This is a genomic window from Paenibacillus turicensis (genome assembly GCF_050461185.1).
In the GTDB taxonomy this organism is placed as follows: Bacteria; Bacillota; Bacilli; order Paenibacillales; family Paenibacillaceae; genus Fontibacillus; species Fontibacillus turicensis_A.
On sequence record NZ_JBCMOR010000005.1, the window covers coordinates 441,549 to 459,182 of the forward strand.

14 protein-coding genes are annotated in these 17,634 nt (G+C 38.9%); 12 read left to right on the forward strand and 2 right to left on the reverse strand.

Annotation, left to right across the window (positions count from 1 at the left end):
• Positions 1–108: 108 nt before the first annotated feature.
• From ABE099_RS04130 to ABE099_RS04155, 6 genes are all read left to right on the forward strand, one after another.
• Positions 109–1,185 carry an ankyrin repeat domain-containing protein gene (locus ABE099_RS04130; RefSeq protein WP_430027639.1) on the forward strand — a complete coding sequence of 359 codons (1,077 nt, stop codon included), beginning with the start codon at positions 109–111 and terminating at the stop codon, positions 1,183–1,185.
• Positions 1,186–1,390: 205 nt separating this feature from the next.
• Complete coding sequence (locus ABE099_RS04135; RefSeq protein WP_430027641.1) at positions 1,391–2,287, forward strand: efflux RND transporter periplasmic adaptor subunit; 897 nt, start codon at positions 1,391–1,393, stop codon at positions 2,285–2,287.
• Positions 2,287–2,976 carry an ABC transporter ATP-binding protein gene (locus ABE099_RS04140; protein WP_430027643.1) on the forward strand — a complete coding sequence of 230 codons (690 nt, stop codon included), beginning with the start codon at positions 2,287–2,289 and terminating at the stop codon, positions 2,974–2,976. The genes ABE099_RS04135 and ABE099_RS04140 overlap by 1 nt, the downstream gene beginning before the upstream one ends.
• Positions 2,973–4,145, forward strand: coding sequence for an ABC transporter permease (locus ABE099_RS04145; protein ID WP_430027645.1), 1,173 nt, complete (start codon positions 2,973–2,975; stop codon positions 4,143–4,145). Before ABE099_RS04140 ends, ABE099_RS04145 begins: the two co-directional genes overlap by 4 nt.
• Before the next feature lie 36 nt (positions 4,146–4,181).
• Complete coding sequence (locus tag ABE099_RS04150) at positions 4,182–4,856, forward strand: response regulator transcription factor (RefSeq protein ID WP_430027647.1); 675 nt, start codon at positions 4,182–4,184, stop codon at positions 4,854–4,856.
• Positions 4,853–5,941: a sensor histidine kinase gene (locus tag ABE099_RS04155; RefSeq protein WP_430027649.1), complete on the forward strand. Its 1,089-nt coding sequence runs from the start codon at positions 4,853–4,855 to the stop codon at positions 5,939–5,941. Before ABE099_RS04150 ends, ABE099_RS04155 begins: the two co-directional genes overlap by 4 nt.
• A 100-nt stretch (positions 5,942–6,041) precedes the next feature.
• Here the strand turns inward: ABE099_RS04155 and ABE099_RS04160 are convergent, their stop codons facing one another.
• Together ABE099_RS04160 and ABE099_RS04165 are read right to left on the reverse strand one after the other, a co-directional pair.
• On the reverse strand, positions 6,042–7,061 hold the full coding sequence (locus tag ABE099_RS04160; protein ID WP_430027651.1) for a hypothetical protein: 1,020 nt from the start codon (positions 7,059–7,061) through the stop codon (positions 6,042–6,044).
• Positions 7,062–7,362: 301 nt separating this feature from the next.
• Positions 7,363–7,839 carry a DUF2798 domain-containing protein gene (locus ABE099_RS04165; protein WP_430027653.1) on the reverse strand — a complete coding sequence of 159 codons (477 nt, stop codon included), beginning with the start codon at positions 7,837–7,839 and terminating at the stop codon, positions 7,363–7,365.
• A 130-nt stretch (positions 7,840–7,969) separates the two neighbouring features.
• On the opposite strand from ABE099_RS04165, the gene ABE099_RS04170 reads away from it, so the two are divergent.
• The 6 genes from ABE099_RS04170 (at position 7,970) to ABE099_RS04195 (ending at position 17,622) form a co-directional block, all read left to right on the forward strand.
• The gene (locus ABE099_RS04170; protein ID WP_430027655.1) at positions 7,970–8,392 is read left to right on the forward strand and encodes a MarR family winged helix-turn-helix transcriptional regulator; all 423 of its coding nucleotides are present in this window, start codon (positions 7,970–7,972) and stop codon (positions 8,390–8,392) included.
• Between the two features lie 143 nt (positions 8,393–8,535).
• Positions 8,536–9,033: a hypothetical protein gene (locus ABE099_RS04175; RefSeq protein WP_430027657.1), complete on the forward strand. Its 498-nt coding sequence runs from the start codon at positions 8,536–8,538 to the stop codon at positions 9,031–9,033.
• A 309-nt stretch (positions 9,034–9,342) separates the two neighbouring features.
• The gene (locus tag ABE099_RS04180) at positions 9,343–10,446 is read left to right on the forward strand and encodes an ATP-binding protein (protein ID WP_430027659.1); all 1,104 of its coding nucleotides are present in this window, start codon (positions 9,343–9,345) and stop codon (positions 10,444–10,446) included.
• Between the two features lie 15 nt (positions 10,447–10,461).
• A complete protein-coding gene (locus tag ABE099_RS04185) occupies positions 10,462–12,867 on the forward strand; it encodes a DUF5682 family protein (protein WP_430027661.1) in 2,406 nt (801 codons plus the stop codon).
• Positions 12,852–14,006, forward strand: a complete 1,155-nt coding sequence (locus ABE099_RS04190; protein WP_430027663.1) for a VWA domain-containing protein — start codon at positions 12,852–12,854, stop codon at positions 14,004–14,006. Before ABE099_RS04185 ends, ABE099_RS04190 begins: the two co-directional genes overlap by 16 nt.
• Before the next feature lie 70 nt (positions 14,007–14,076).
• A complete protein-coding gene (locus ABE099_RS04195; protein ID WP_430027665.1) occupies positions 14,077–17,622 on the forward strand; it encodes a DUF4132 domain-containing protein in 3,546 nt (1,181 codons plus the stop codon).
• Positions 17,623–17,634: the final 12 nt, after the last annotated feature.

The following is a 17,634-nucleotide window of genomic DNA, read 5'->3' on the forward strand; positions in this document are numbered from 1 at the left end:
ACTAACTTTCATTGGCTAAAACAGTTACTTATATTGTATCCTAAAACTATACAAGATGGGGAACATATTTTCTTATTTTATGAGAAATTGATGAAGGGAGAAAGAGATGTGTTTAAATTAAAGGATATTGGGAACTTCGAATCTTTACCTGAAATCGCGGTGCAAATTTATGAGGGAAATGTTGATGCATTACTGCAAGCTTTGGATACTGGCTGGGATATCGATAAAAAGATTGCTTTGAGCAATTCTATTTCATTAATTCCACTTGAAATAGCTATTATTGCGGACAAATTTAATGTCGTTCAGTTCCTCGTTAATCAAGGTGTGGAGTTAAACTCCCTCCATGGTTCTGCCTTTTTGCTAGCCGTTCGTTATGGCAAGGAGCAGTTAATAAGATATGTTGTTGAACATGGGGCTAAGCTTGACCTGCGTAATCATGTTGGTTCTGGCGCATACGCACAGGCTTATTATAGAAATAAGTCTAATATCCCGCTCATTCACGAGCTTGGGCTTGATATTACAGAGCATGGTGGAGAGCTCTGGCGGATGGCGGTTTCTGATCATGATATGAAAACAATTCAGTTATTAATTAATTATGGGGTAGATATTAATTATAATAAGCCTAACATGGTTTATTCTTATGGTGCATCAGCATTAACCGTTGCGGCCAGATATAGCAATTTGGCTATGGTTAAATTTTTAGTAGAGCATGGTGCAGATGTAACATATAAGGAAAAAGACGGAGATCGAGCGTATACTATTGCAGTGAGTCAAAAAAATCATGAAATGGCGCAGTTTCTGAAGAAGCATGAGCCTAAGGAGTTTCATAATCTTGAAAATAAATGGCTTGAACTAAAAAGCTATAAGCTTCCAAAAGAACTTATTGAATTTTTACAAGGGGATCAGCTACGTTTTGAATGTGAAGATAATAATAGTGCGATTCAATATATTGAATTTTATAGTTTAATAGATACGATCCCGATGAAGCTAGGACGAAAAAAAGCACTTCGATTGTCTGCTGATATAGATAGTTATGACTTTGAGATTGTATGGATTCCAAGTAAGAAGCGTATTGGGTTTTATGATCCAGAGCATCAGCAGCATGGGGACATATGTAGCGTTTCGGAGTTTTTGGATACCCCGTTTGACTACTTAAATAAAGTTATTGATGGGGAATTTGACTAATATTAATTGCCCTTCGCTAGTTTGGGCTTGTGGTCATGCACTGATTTCAGGATAGAGGCACATTAGCATGCACGTTTTTCTTTTTGAATAGAAGTTATCTTTTTCTTGTACTGGGTACAATAGGAAGATAGCTTTTTTTCGTTCATGTTTAGTTCATATTGCTGATTTAATGTAACATTATTATTTTTGTTGGGGGTTAACGATAATGAGTGGAAAAAGAAAATCAAAAGCAAAGAAATGGATAGGGATTGGTTTAGTGATTGTGGTAGTTGGAGGAATTGCAGCTATGCAATGGATGAAGCCTAAGGCGTCAGCTTATGAGCAGGTAAAGGCAGAAAAAGGGGACATTGCTACGATTTACTCCTTTTCAGGGAATGTGGAAACAAAAAATAGACAAAATGTGGTCGCAGACAAAATGCTACAGGTTTCAGATATTAAGGTGGCTGAAGGGGAACAGGTTAAGGAAGGCGATACTTTACTAACAACGACGGCTGGAGAAAAAATTCAAGCGAAAATAGATGGAGAGGTCGTTACGATTGCAGTAGAGGATCAGGCGCAGGTGATGGCAGGTTCACCCTTAATGAATATTGTGGACTATGATCATTTAAAGGTAAATGTTAAAGTGGACGAATACGATATTACCTCTATGAAGGAAGGCAAGGAAGCAACGGTTAAGCTTAGCGCACTTAATAAAGAAGTAAAGGGCACTATTCAGAGTGTGGCCAAAGAAGGGGAAATTGTAAACGGCATTACGTTCTTTATGGCAAGCATTGATTTGAAAAAGGATAAAGATATAAAAATAGGAATGTCTGCAGAGGTACAGTTGGCGGGAGAAAGTGCAAAAGGTGTCGTGACTTTACCTATGAACACAATTTTATTTGAGGATAATAACCAGCCTTATGTATTAAAGCAAGGCAAGGACGATAAAGAGATCAAAACTGTAATTGAAACAGGCATTAATGATGGAACTAAAGTTGAGGTCAAAAAAGGAATTGTCGCGGGGGATACAATCTTGTATAAGAAGGTGTCGTCTAGCGGGACAGGCTTCCCAGGCAGATCAGGTTCTATGGGACCTATGCGTAGTGGTGGGAGTGATAAGTAATGACAGAAATTTTAAATATGCAAAATATTAATAAACAATACACCTTAGGTGGGGAAGAACTACACATTTTGCATGACGTGAACTTAAAAATTAATGCTGGACAGTTTTTGTCCATCCTTGGTCCATCAGGCTCAGGAAAATCGACGATGATGAACATTATCGGCTGTTTAGATGTACCCACCTCAGGCACTTATTTGTTATCTGGAAATGATATCAATGATCTCGATGAAATTGAGCTTGCGAAAATTCGAAATAAGGAAATCGGCTTTGTGTTTCAAAATTTTCAATTGTTACCGCGGATGACTGCACTTCAAAATGTGGAGTTGCCGTTAATTTATGCTGGGATTCCCTACGCTAAACGTCAAGAGAAAGCAAAGCATATTTTAGAGCGGGTGGGTTTGGGAGATCGCATGAAAAACTTGCCAAGCCAGCTCTCAGGTGGACAACAGCAACGTGTGGCGATTGCTCGCGCTTTAGTGACGGAACCTACGATTTTGCTCGCGGATGAGCCGACAGGGGCATTGGATCAAAAAAATGGCGCACAGGTGATGGAGTTATTTGAGGAATTAAATCAAGATGGCAGAACCATTGTAATGATTACCCATGATATTCATATTGCTGCTCGTGCCAAAAGAGTTGTTCATATTTTAGATGGACGATTGTCAGAGCAGGAGGTGGAAGTACAATGATATTAGAAAGCATTAAAATGTCATGGGAAAATATTATCCACAATAAGCTAAGATCATTTTTAACGATGCTTGGTGTCGTAATTGGGGTAGCCTCTATTATTGCCTTAATTACGTTACTTCAAGGTGCTACCAATAGTATTAGTGATCAGGTTAAATCATTAGGTGTGAACAAAATTACCGTTAATGCCATGGGAACACCGCTAAAGCAAGGGTTAAGTGAGGGTGATATCGGGGCGATTAGGCAGTTAGACAATATTACTGGCATTTCCCCCACCGTACAAAGTCAAGCAGGCATCGTCTATAATGGAAAAGTAAAAGAAAATGTATCCATATTGGGTAAAAATGAAGTTTATTTTAATACGGATACCAGCTTGCTTCGGACGGGGAGAGTCATTAATCCCATTGATGTTGGGAGTAAAAATAACGTTGCCGTTATTGGTAGCAATATTGAAAAAGAATTTTTTTATGGGAAAAATCCAGTAGGTCATAAGCTAACTATTAATGGAATGACGTATACGATTATAGGCGTATTAAGTCCTGCTAATGAGCTGGGGATTGGCGCTAGCAACGATAATATTGTAGTGCCTTATACGACAGCATTACGGAATTTAAATGTGAAAAACATTACGAGCTTAGACGTATATTTACATGATACTGATTTAGCAGATGAAACGGTAATTAACATTAAGGGTGTATTAAATAAAGCATTTAATTACAAGGATAACGCTTATACGGTCTTTAATATGGGAGATATGATCAAATCATTCCAGACGATTATGTCTATGATGTCTGTGCTTTTGTCAGGGATTGCTGGTATATCTCTCGTAGTTGGTGGGATTGGCATTATGAACATGATGTTGGTTTCTATCACAGAGCGTACAAAGGAAATTGGTCTTCGTAAAGCACTTGGTGCGACACCGGGACGAATCCAGCTTCAATTTATTATGGAATCGATCTTCTTATCGGTGATTGGTGGAGCAATTGGTTTAGTGCTTGGTGCTGTCATTGCTTATGTAGGAACAAATATTATGGATGTCAGCTACTCGCTTGCTCCATCTACGATTGTGTTAGCACTTGGATTTTCGGCAGGAGTAGGCGTTATATTTGGATATATGCCTGCACGTAAAGCAAGCAGATTAAATCCGATAGATGCGTTACGAAGCTTATAAATTGTATAAGGTACAATTAAAGCAAGGAGGGGGAAAATGCTAAATATACTTGTAGTGGATGACAACGAAAGTATTCGAAAGCTAACAACAACCTATTTAAGTCGTGAGGGCTATTATGTGATAACGGCGTCAGATGGGGTTGAGGCATTAAAGGCAGTAGAACAGGAGCATATTGATCTAATGATTGCAGATATTATGATGCCCAATATGGATGGCTACACGTTAACAAGTGAGCTTCGTTCCTATAAGCCGGACTTACCGATCTTGATGATTACAGCGAAAGAGAGCTATGAAGACAAAAAGAAGGGATTTATGGCAGGTAGTGACGACTATATGGTCAAGCCGATTGATTTTGATGAAATGCTGTTAAGAGTAGCTGCGTTGTTACGGCGCGCCAAAATTTCGAATGAGCATAAAATTGTGGTGGGCGACATTACTCTCAATTATGAAAATTTAACGCTAACCTCATCAAAAGTCGAAATGCAGTTACCTAAAAAGGAGTTTTACTTACTGTTTAAGCTACTGAGCTACCCACAAAAAATATTTACAAGGCAAGATTTGATGGACGAAATCTGGGGGATGGACAATGAAACAGATGAAAGAACCGTGGATGTTCATATCCGACGCTTGCGCGAAAAGCTCCAGCATATTCAAGAATTTGAAATTGTGACGGTAAGAGGACTTGGTTACAAGGTGGATAAGCACGTATGAAATTAAAACCTAGAAAGCCAAAGCTTTTTAAATCGATTTATGGAAAATTTACCGTCTTATTTTTATGTATGTGGTGGCTGTTAAATTCAATGGCCTTTGGGGTAGTTATTCATGCGATTTCTAAGCGTTTTTTTATTAATATTCCAATTCGTAATATTGCAATGAATGAAGAGTTTGAACGGGTTCGACTCATTAATGGTGCAGTTTTTCTCTTTACAGCCATCATTGGTACGTTAGTTATTTTAATTTTTGTGAGAAGTATGGTAAGACCGATTAAGCGATTGTCCGTAGCGTCCATGGAGGTAGCAAAAGGGAACTTTGATGTGCAGGTGGATGTGACGACACAGGATGAAATTGGACAACTAACCTCTGATTTTAATTTAATGACAACGGAGCTTAAAAATATTGATGTGATGCGAAAAGATTTTGTATCTAATGTGTCCCATGAATTTAAAACACCAATTACGTCGATTAAAGGCTTTGCAAAATTAATTCGTGATGAGCAGCTCTCCTCAACTGAACTAGCTGAATATAGTGAGATTATTGTGCAGGAAAGTGAACGGTTGTCTGTGCTATCTTCAAGTTTACTTAAACTATCTGAACTAGATAGCCGTATTATCCGAGAGCAGGGAACATTGTTTTCATTAGATGAGCAAATACGCAAAGCGATTTTAATTTTGGAGCCAGTATGGTCAAAAAAGCAAATTGAGTTTGAGCTTGAGTTACCTAAAGTGATGCTTCAAGGGGATGAGTTTTTATTGCAGGAGGTTTGGCTTAATCTGATTCAAAATGCAATTAAATTTTCAAGTGAGGGTGGATTGATCGGCATCTCTCTTACGCAGGAGCAGAGGCAACAAGGTGAACAAGGTCATATTGAGGTTAAAATTAGCGATCAAGGAATCGGGATTGCAGAGCAAGATAAGGAGCGCATATTTGAACGGTTTTTCAAATGTGATCCTGCTCGCTCTAAAGATGGCAATGGATTAGGGCTTGTAATTGTAAAAAAAATCGTGGAGTTGTTTAACGGCACCATTGCTGTAGAGAGTAAGCTAGGAGAAGGCGCTACGTTTATAGTTACGCTGTAGACGTAGACGCCTTTTTTGCATTAGCTATAGATTACTGTGATTAGTATAAAAGAAAAGCGACCCCTAAAATTAGGAGTCGCTATTATTTTTGATCAACAACTTATGCCTTTTGTGCAAAAAATGCGATTGGTGTCGAGCTTCCCCCACCTGCGGTCACTTGAATAGGAACTGTGATAGATTGTCCATTTGGTATAGAGAAGGCTCCAATTTTCACGACTTCTGTTGGCTTCGTTTTGGAAATACCGTTTACACCATTACTTCCTACTTTTACGGCGCCTACAAATAGTCCTCCCCGTGGATTAAGATAAAGATTTACAGTCTGTGCACCAGAGTTATTTTTAATCGTTAAGTTTGTTTTATAGATCCCGCCATAAGCCGCTTTATTTGGCAAAGTACCAGGGAATACAGGTGACTGCTTGTCAAGAACTGAAACACTGTTAGATACACCGTTGCTACCTACGGTAAGTGTTATGTTACTACCTTGGACATCGGCATAGCTCCAAGTTCCTCGTGGGTGTGTTCCTTCGGTATTTACTACAGGTCCTTGGTATGTATTAAGAAGAGCGGAAGTATTTTTCGCCGCAACTGTGCGAATTTTAGCTGACATTGCGGATGCACTAGAGAGGGTGAACTCCATTACGAGTCCGCGAACTTGCCCAGCTGTAAGTGTAAATTCTTTAACAGTTTTTACCGAGTTACTAGGAACACTTACTGTTGTATTGTCTGTAATTAACGTTTGTCCTAGAAGTGCTTTAGAGAGACAAAGACCTGCATTCGTTAGAATATCTCCATTATTAGAGGTAAATGTCGTTTCGTATTTAATTGAACCTACTGTAATTGGACTAGTTCCGCCATTCCCGACAGTTAATCCGTACTTTATAGTTTGTGCAGTATCATTATGATGCCACATAAATACGCGGTAACGTACAGAGGTTGAACTAGGTACTGAATCTTGCCATAGAGTAACGATAGGTGTCGTAAAAGTGCTTTGCTTCAATGGTTCAGGGTTATCACAGACATAAAGGCGTTGCCCTGAAATTGGTGTGAAGCCACTAGAAAGCACAGGTTGTGGAATAGAAGACATTGTGATTGGGTTTAAGTTAGGTTGAGAACAAGACATAATTATTTTCCTCCTTAGGGAACGTTTATTTGTATAATGATTGTGTTGCAACCTATTACATAAGTTGCTTGAGAGTGGAATAAACGGGGGATTCAACCGACAAGTGCTTCTCCCTGACATCTGACAGTTGCCGTTTTTCTCTCTTACTTATAAGGAGAAATAAGGGATCTTTTTACAACCTTAGAATAAAAAGATTGTTTGAGGGGAAGTGGATGACTCATCTTAGTAGAAAATAAGTTAGGAGAAGGCACTACGTTTATATGTAGTGAAGCTATAACGTAGTGCCTTTTTTAAGTTACTTCTATGCCCCTAGTGTATAACGAGGTGGAAATAGTTTAGTGAAAATCTTACGTGTACTGGGTCCAACAATAAGTAATTGTAATGGTAGGGCACAAATAAAATTGGTCCATATTGCGGTAAGATAAGCTTTTGGTAGCTGTGAGGTAAATCCTACGTGTAAGACCGCTCCGTAAAATGACATGAGCAAGACCATACCACTAACCATCAAGCAGGAAATCACCATGATCTTTTTGACCGATATTCCATGTCCGCTAGTTGGAACTAGCTTATTTGCTAAAGATTTTGCGAGCTTGCCCACAATAAATAGGTCTAAAAATAAAGCAACAACAAACGCTGGTATATAACCTAAGACGACACTCCGCCATAGCTGATTTGAAAACCCTTCACTCAGTAATACATTGTATATGCTCATTCCAAGCACCATTAGTGCACACATCATTGTTGTAAAAATTAAGCTTTGTTTTTTGTTTTGTCCCATTATCAAAAAAACCTCCTCTTTTTGTCAACCTAGTTTACAATAAATCTAGTTTTTAATTTTGTCAACTAATTTGACAATAGCTGAATAGTTTTCTTATGATGAATGTAAGTGGAGTATGGGAGGTTATGTTATGACTGATAACTATTTGAATAAACTTAATTTAATCGATTTAATTAGTGAAAAGCATTTACAATTACGGGAAAAAGTCTCCCAGTTAAGTGTAGATGATGTGAATAAAACCGAAGGCCATATTTTAGCTGTATTGGAAAGAGAAACTCGACTGACGATATCTGAAATTAGTAAAATCATTCATATTTCAAGACAAGGTACACATAAATGTGTTCAAGGCCTGTTAGCAAAACAGTATGTTACCATACTGCCGATTGAAGGGAACTTACGGGATAAACACGTAATGCTTACGGAGAAGGGTAAACAATGCTGTTATGATTTACTTCAAATTAAGCAGGAGTTGGAAAATCAAATTGTTGAAAAACTAGGTAAAAAACAAGTTGACGCATTGAAGATACTACTACAACATAATTGGTTAATATAAATAAAAATAGTAGTGGTGATAGCTACGATACAGAGAGTTCTTGCGATTGTGTTAAAATCATATTCCTTTTATTTGAAGTCAGCACTAATTTCAAGATGAGCCTAAACAATTTTATAATAGTTCATTAAAGTAGGAGGGATTTGGTGACCGAAATTAGATATCAACGCTCAATTCTATGGAAACGATTTGGGGGAACACTTCTATTTCTAATTATAGGTGTAGTTTTTTTGGTGGAAGGTTATCGAATGCGAGAGCTACCGTTTTTGCTTATGTTACCCCTCTATTTTTTAGGTATAGTATGTTTTTTATTTACAGGTCCACTATGGCTTTTTTATCTAAAAAGGTTATTTACGTCCAAAAACTACATCATTAGTTTTAATGATAGGGTTGTCCGCGCATGGGGGAAGGAATTGGAGTGGAGTATGATTATTCGTGTAACGGAAAAGGGACCTACGATCGGTAAATGGGGGATGCTAGATTACGAAAGCTGGTTATTTCATTTAAAGGATGGCTCCATATGGCAGGTTCCAACGTACCAATTACTTACGGCTGGAGAATGGAAACAAGCAAGATCGGCCATTCGTCAGCAGGTGCATGAGCGTGGATGGAAAGCGGTAAAAAAACGCAAAAAGATAAACTAAAAATTAAATTAATATGGTGCATACAGTATGAAAGCCTGATTCCTATCATAAATAAATGATAAAGAAATCGGGTTTTTGGTCATTGTTTTGTTCGGCTTTGTATGCTTAGTAAGGTCTTTTTGATTTGCAAATTATAAGTATGGGTAATAGTGATTATTCCTTTAGTTATAGACGTTATTGCATGTGCTTATAATAGTAGATCTTTTACAGGACAATGGAACTAAATTGCTGAATTAACGATTAATTTACATAAGCTTTATGCTAAAATGGAACGTATGATCTCATGGTGAGAGGGGCTTGTGATGTATTTTGGAAATGATTAAACCACCCGCAGAAGTGTTGTATGAAAAAGAATTAGCTGCGTTAAGAAACGAAGATCAAGGTGTCAAGCCACCAAACTGGCTGTTGTCCCCTATTTATGTACGCGATTTTATTATTGGACGTAATCAACCTGCCATACTGGATGGGGAAGAGATTGAAATTACTCGTAAGTTTTATGGGAATGACGTTCTAATTGAGCGTGCAATTGTGACGTTAGCTGGGAATCGGGGACTCATGCTTGTAGGTGAACCTGGAACCGCTAAAACGATGTTAAGTGAGCTTTTATCTGCGGCGATTTCTGGAACAAGTACAAATACGATTCAAGGTACAGCAGGAACGACAGAGGATATGATCAAATATTCATGGAATTATGCGATGCTGCTCGATCAAGGTCCTTCAGAGCAAGCACTTGTTCCTTCGCCACTATACAATGGCATGAAGCAGGGCATTTTAACCCGCTTTGAGGAAATTACGAGATGCCCATCAGAAGCACAAGATAGTCTTATTAGTATTATTAGTGATAAGGTCATGAACATTCCGGAGCTAGGTGAAGGGGTGTTATTTGCTAAACCTGGATTTAACATTATTGCCACTGCAAATATCCGCGATAAAGGTGTAAATGAGATGAGCAGTGCATTAAAACGTCGATTTAATTTTGAAACGATCAAGCCAATTGGGAATGTCAAAATGGAGGCGCAAATTATACAAGCACAAGCAAGTAGCTTGTTAATGTACAGCGGTGTAGAGGCTGAGGTGGATATTGATGTGGTCGAGCTACTTGCCACGACATTTATGGAGCTTCGTACAGGCATGACCAAGGAAGGATATAAGATTGATATTCCGCAATCTGTGATGAGTACTGCTGAAGCGGTGTCTGTTTATGTACAAAGTGCAATGACTTCCTATTATTATGATCAAAAATTTATTAGCTTAAGTCGGTTAGTTCAAAATATGTTAGGTACTGTTGCCAAAGAAAACAGTAAAGATCTTCAGGTCCTAAAAACATACTTTGCTAAGGTGGTAAAGGAACGGGCAAAAGGCAATGAATTGTGGGATGCCTATTATCAAGAGAAAAAATGGATTGAGCATTAGGAGGTGAACAAGCTTGTGCTTGACCTTGACTTTGGCGTTGAACAGCTAAATGAGTTGTTTACACAACATGTATTTAATTTGGAGCAGGAGGTTGTTTATTTTCCGATCCGGCATCATAGCCCTGCCTGCTCTTATCATTTGTTACAGGTATTTGAGCAATATAATCCGGAAATCGTGCTGATTGAGGGTCCTGAGCTGGCAAATAAGCTTATTCCAGTGCTTGCAGACGAAGCAACTAGACCACCTGTAAGCTTGTATTATAGCTATCAGGATGAACAAAATCCCAATAAGCGAGCTTCTTTTTATTACCCAATGCTACAATTTTCACCTGAGTATGTGGTGCTAAAGCAGGCTAGCAAGCAAGGTATCGCTGTGCAATTCATTGATTTGAATTTTCGTCCCAAGAATGATGACACGTTAGTAAAGCTAACAAAAACCTCGTTTCAGGATGAGTCCCTACTTGCCGACTCTCAATTTATGACCTCCTTATGTCATAAACTGCATTGCAGAGGTTTTAATGAGCTATGGGAGAAAGTATTTGAAATTGAAGGGATTACAAAGACACCTACGGCTTTTGCCCAAGAGGTATTTACATATTGTACATTATCTAGGTTGTGCTACACCGATGAGCAGTTAGCAGAAGAAGGACATTTAGCTAGAGAAGCCTTTATGCGTAACTGTATTGAACGGGCTAAGGGAAGTTATAAGCGAACCCTTGTTGTTACTGGAGGCTTTCATACCTACGGTTTAGTTACACCTCCCACATTAAATCAATCAGGGTCAGCAGTAGCAGCTCTCTCAGGTGCTAATACTAATGAGCAACAAGGCGAGGAACAAATTTATCCCATGGTCTATACGTTTCAAGAAGCGGATCAATTAAATGGTTATGCAAGTGGGATGCCTTATGTAAACTATTATCAGCAAATATGGAAGCAGTTGAGTGCTCGCAAGCCAACAGAAGTGTTTAAACAAAGTAATTTGTTTATAATTTCTACTCTTTCAAAGGAGCTTCGCAAAAATGAGGAGAGTATTTCAACCTCAGATGGAATCGAAGCTTATGCGATGATTCAAGGGTTGGCACAATTGCGCCACAAGCGTGAAGGTGGCGTCTATGAGCTACAGGATGGCATCCGAACTGCGTTTGTTAAAGGGGAAGATAGCTTTGCCAACGTAAAGCCTCTGGAGTTATTATCCACCTTGTTAACAGGTAATGAAATTGGTGAGGTTGCACCTAATGAGTTTATCCCTCCGATTGTGAAGGATTTTAAGGAAAGCTGTTCTAACCTAAAGCTACATATGAAAACAACAGGGCAGCATCGTAAGCAGCTTGATCTGTATAGCAATGAAAAGCATCGTAAAATAAGTCATTTATTACATTGTGCTAGCTATTTAGACGTTGGTTTTGCCACAAAAAAATCAGGTCCTGATTTCGTAAACTACATTGATATTCATCGTGTGCGAGAAAATTGGACGTACACGTATACGTCTTTGGTAGAGGCAAGGCTCGTGGAGTATGCCAGCTATGGGGGTACCGTCAAAGAAGCTGTGATGCGAAAAATGGAGGAGGAGCTTGCACAAATTCCTTCTCATCAAAGTAAAGAATATGCCAAAAAGCTAATGGAATCGCACCGAATGGGACTTGAAGCATTATCAGAATCATTGTATATAGCACTTAAGGAAGCTTTACTTCAGGATGGAAGTTTTCTCTCATTATGTGGAACGTTGTCCATCTTAAATCATATGTATAGTCATCGAAGCTTGTTAGGGATCTCTGACGAGTCTTCTTTAGTCCCGCTACTCACACAAGGATATGAACAGGCTGTCAGCCGTCTGCACCAAATTTATCGGAGTCAACCAGATGAACATCGTCAATGTATTCAGGCGTTAAAGACATTAGGTATGCTGGCAAAACGTGATGAGGCTAACTTTGATCAAGAGCGATTGCTTGATGATCTGGCAAGCTTATTACAGTTGCCTGATTTGGCTCCAATGCTAGAGGGAGCTTGCATTGCTATTTTAGCGCAGGCGTATCACAGTCGTAGACCTGAAATTGTCACTAGAGCAAGTAGCTATATGTTAGGAACACCTGAAAAAGTAAAGCTAATAAGTAGTTATTTACAGGGCGTTTTCGCTACGGCTAGAGATGTATTGTTATATGATGATGTGCTTTTAAAGAGCTTAAATGAGTTATTTATGACCTTATCTCATGAGCAGTTTATAGAGATGTCACCTGAGCTGCGCTTAGCCTTCACCAACTTTACGGCGGCTGAGGTGAATCTTATTATGAAGCAAATTGCTGGGTTTCACCAAGTTGATGTGACTGTGCTTGAGGAAAAAGGGATTAGTGAAGCGTTACTGGTTGAAGCGAAGGCACAAGATGAAGCGGTGAGAAGGGAGTTTGCGAAATGGAGCCTCATTTAGATCCAGAGCAAAAAGCGATGAATCGCTGGCGTCTTGTTCTTGGTCCACATGCCGACAAGCTGATTCAGCCTACAGATGGTGAAGGGGAGGAGCACAGGCAGGAGGGATTTGTATATCAAGAAGTGGACGAAGTGCTTAGCTTTTTGTATGACAGAGAATATGGCGAAGATCAAGGTTATCGTAAAGGTGGACAAGGAAAATCCTTACTCACAGTGCCTACTTGGATTAGTAAAGTGCGAGAGCTATTTCCTAAAACAACGGTTGAAATATTAGAAAAGCAAGCGTTAGATCGTTATGGTTTAAGTGAATTGTTATTAGATAAGCGGCTACTAGAGCGATTAGAGCCAAACATGGATCTCCTCAAAAATATAATTCAATTTAAAGGCAGAATGAAAGGGGATGTGCTTCACAGCGCCAAACAAATTGTGCGCAAAGTTGTTGAAGATTTACGTAGAAAGCTGGAGTCACAATCTAGGGCGAGCATTATGGGCAAAAAAAGTCCCTACAATCCAAGTCGAGTTCAATCGTTACGCAACTTGAATTTCAAAAAAACGATTATTAAAAATTTGAAAAACTATGATAAGGCTAAGGATCGCTTTGTGGTAGATCGTATTTATTTTGATGGAAGCATTCAGCCCTATAACAAGTGGAACATCATCATTGCAGTGGATGAAAGCGGGAGCATGATGAATTCGGTCATTTACAGCTCTGTGATGGCGAGTATTTTTTATCGTATCAATGCGCTAAAAACGCATCTTATTATTTTTGACACACAGGTTGTAGATTTAACTGGAAGGCTGGAGGACCCCGTAGATGTATTAATGAACGTTCAGCTTGGTGGTGGGACGCATATTACGAAGGCATTAAGATATGGGGAAGGATTGATTGATAATCCTAGCAGAAGTTTATTTATATTAGTGAGTGATTTAGAGGAAGGTTATTCGATCCAGCACATGTATAAAGCATGTAAGGACATTATGGATACAGGGTGTAAGTTGGTTGTGCTGACTGCACTAGATTTTGAGGGGAGCCCTGTATATAACGAGCATGCAGCCCAAACGTTGACAAACATGGGAGCCAAGGTTGCGGCAATTACGCCTTATGAGCTTGCAGAGTGGATTGGCGAAGTTATTTCGTAAATCTATCGTTTCAAAGTTATAAATTGATTAAGTTTATAATTTTATTTCTTAATAGGAAAGGAAGTATAAGATGAAATCTATTTCTATGGATGTCATGGCAATTGTTGAAAGGTTTGCAAAGGAGTGCTCTGATGAATATTCCAAGGCGATTGATCGTAGCGATCAAATTGTAGCGTATGTAACTGGTGAAACAGAGCAATATCCTGATATTTTGCAAAATTCCAACACATTTCACTATTATACCTATACAGAGCTAGCGAAGTTAAGTAAAAGGGATGATAGCGAAATATTTTATAGAGCGGCGGCTGTTGTTTTACGAGCAAGCACTAAATGGTCACGTAGTACGTATAGATATTATGATGTTTTTTCCCTAAGCTTGGGAGATTCTTTTCAAGTAGATGCCTTGAATGGGAAAAGTAAATCTGATATTCATAAATTTGAAAGCTTGTTATACCGTCTTCAGATGATAAGCAAATATGCTGGTGAAGAGGTTATTAAGGATGAGCTTAAATTTAGAATGAAGCATCATAATTTTGAGGGGAAGGAGCTTTGCTGGGTAGATGAAGGCACTCAGCTGCTAATGCTGTTAGATTTATATGCAAAAATTAATCCTTCAACAGCCGCGGAGTATATCGCTACTTTGCCTCCATTGCTTCAAGCTGTTTTACAAGGGGATGAAAAGATACTACAAAGCTCTCTTCATGATCGTGTATCAGAAATTATACTTCATACATTACCTTTGAAGGATAACGATTCAACACTAAACCTTGCTCCTGATTTTGTACAAGCGACTAGAGATCGGCTTCATCGGAATTATTTTTCTAATGTTAGTGTAGATAAAGAGAAGCAGTTAACTAGAGATGTATTTGAAAGTATTTTGTTGCAGGTTTCTACTGCATTTTTATATCGGATGAATCGTCATGGCGGAAAAAAAGCTCTTTTAGAGCATAAAGATGGAATAGATGAGCAATTGATTTCGGCGCTACAAGTGTTATATGACATGTTCCCATTTGAGATGAGACAAAATTTAGTGATGAAAAAGAATGTTTATCAGGGCGTAAGCCCAGGGGATTTTATAGGCATTTTAAGTAATGAGGAGCCATATGAGCTAATTGAAACTTTGCTAATTGACCTAGATGCACAAAGGCCTTCCTGGGACAATTTGCGTAACAAAATTGTGGGTGATTTAGATCAAGCGTTACGGGCGTATGAAATCGTTGGAAACCCATTTGTTAAGCTGTTTATATATAAAGTTTTAAGTGAACAAAATGAACAGGTGCAAAAGCAACTCACAGGCACTTTAGAGGAGCATGTAATTTCAGCATTAGCCCAGCGAAGAGATATTTCTAGAGTGAGCCCTTATTTTGCTAAATATTTAGAAGGGAAATTGTCGATAGAAGACTTTTTAGAGAAGGGTGATAAGGATAAAGGTTTAAACGGTAAAGAGAATTTATATGACCGTAAGCAAAGACGAATGTTGTTCACCATCGGATTTTTACCAATGGAAAGTGAGCAGTTTCATCGTTTTGTTATGTTGCTTATGCATCCCCAGGTTAATCTTTCATTTGTTATTCGGATTTTAAGTGATGGCTATAAATTTAGTTATTCAACTTTAATAGAGCGATATGAGCATGATGTTACACTAGATGGCAAGGCATTAGTTGAAAGTATTCTCACTCAATCTGAAGATACTTATGGCGCTAACTCAGAGCTACAGCAGCAATTTGGTCATGTTGTTTGTACACATATTGATCAAACCCTTGCGCTATTTAAAAAGCTAGAGACACAATCTAGACAATTTATAATCGACCTGTTATTTGCAAATCGTGAGCGCTTACCACTAAAACAGTTTGCTGAAGCGCTTCGTCTTGGACTCACGGATTCTTCTAAAGCGATCAACAATATTGCATTAATGGAATTTAACCGTAAGCCAGATACCGAATTATACATGCAATTATTTAGAACAGAAAAGAAAGCAACGATCAAGGAAATGGTGCTAAGTGCCATTCGTGGTATGGAGGACAGTAAAGCGGCTTATACTGCATTGTTAAAGGAAAAGCAAAATGACGTTATGAAGGAATTGCTCACTATTCTATTAGAGACAAGTGATCAAGGGATTCATGTTGCCCATGCCGCATTGGGAAGTAGACTAGATGACAAGAAGCAGGCGCGTCTTAGCTTTATTCCTGTAAAGCATATGCCAGCCTTAATGGATCACAATGGAGAGCCACTTGACCACAACATTAAATTATATTTGCTGAGCCAGTCTTTAGAGTATAGTAGCCAGCCTAATTTAACGCTAAAAGAAGTGTCAGCCTACGTGGATCAAGCTTCATTAGCACAATTTGCTGCTCAGCTTTTACAGCTATGGATAGGAGAAGGCGCACCTGCAAAGGAAAAATGGGTGTTATATTTAAGCTGTTTATTTGGGGATCGACAAGTCATGAATACGTTAGGAGATCAAATCAAGGATTGGGCTGAAAATAGTCGTGGAGCGATAGCGGCTGAGGCGATTAGAGCATTATCGTTTATGCAGGATACGGCAGCACTAATGATGATCGATCGACTTAAACGTGTGATCAAAAATCGCCAAGTTAAAACTATGGCTGATGAGGCACTCCAGCTAGCCGCAGAAAATATGAACTTAACTCAAGCCCAGCTTGAGGACAAACTTATCACCACACTTGGCTTTAATGAGCAAGGAGAGCAATCGATTAGCTATGGCGAGCGAAGCTTTACTGTGAAGGTGTCTGCAGATTTACAAGTTGTTGTTGTCAATGAGGAAACAGGCAAGCTGTTGAAAAGTCTTCCGGCTGCAACGCAAAAGGATGACCCAGAGCTAGTTATTCAAGGAAAGGCGTATTTGACACAGCTTAAAAAGGATTTAAAAAATATGGTGTCTCTTCAAGCTTTACGTTTAGAGGAATCATTGTCCAAACAACGATTATGGAGCAAGGAAGATTGGCAGGAGCTTTTTGTAAACAATATCATTATGCAGAAATTTGCGATTGGCTTAATTTGGGGAGTCTATGAGGGAGAAGAGCTAGTAGATACCTTCCGTTATATGGAGGATGGAACCTTTAACACTGTGGATGAAGAGGAATTTGAATTGCCAGCAAATGCAAAGATTGGTCTTGTACAGCCACTTGAGCTGGATGCGGAGACATTACAGGCATGGCAACAGCAGTTAGAGGACTATGAAATTATACAACCGTTTACCCAACTCCATCGACAAATTTATCTTTTGAACGAGGAAGAAAAACTAAATACTGAATTAATCTCAAGTTTGCCGGCAGGAGATTTTTCGCCAACGGCATTCCCGAAAGCATTAGAGAAATTAGGTTGGTATAAAGGTCCTGCTGAGGATGCAGGCTTCTATTATCTTTTATATAAGGATTACGATGGAGTTATTGCTGAGCTAGAATTTAGTGGAACGAGTGTATCTTATTATGAAGGGATGGAGGATATATCCCTAAAGGCATTACGCTTTTTCAATAATAAAAAGACACGTTATCATTATTTCCAACCTAATGATGCGATGAAGCTTAGTATAGTCCCCCCACGTGTGTACAGTGAGACGATGTATGATATTTTGCGTGCTGCTGGTCGCGTATAGCTATAGGGGAGG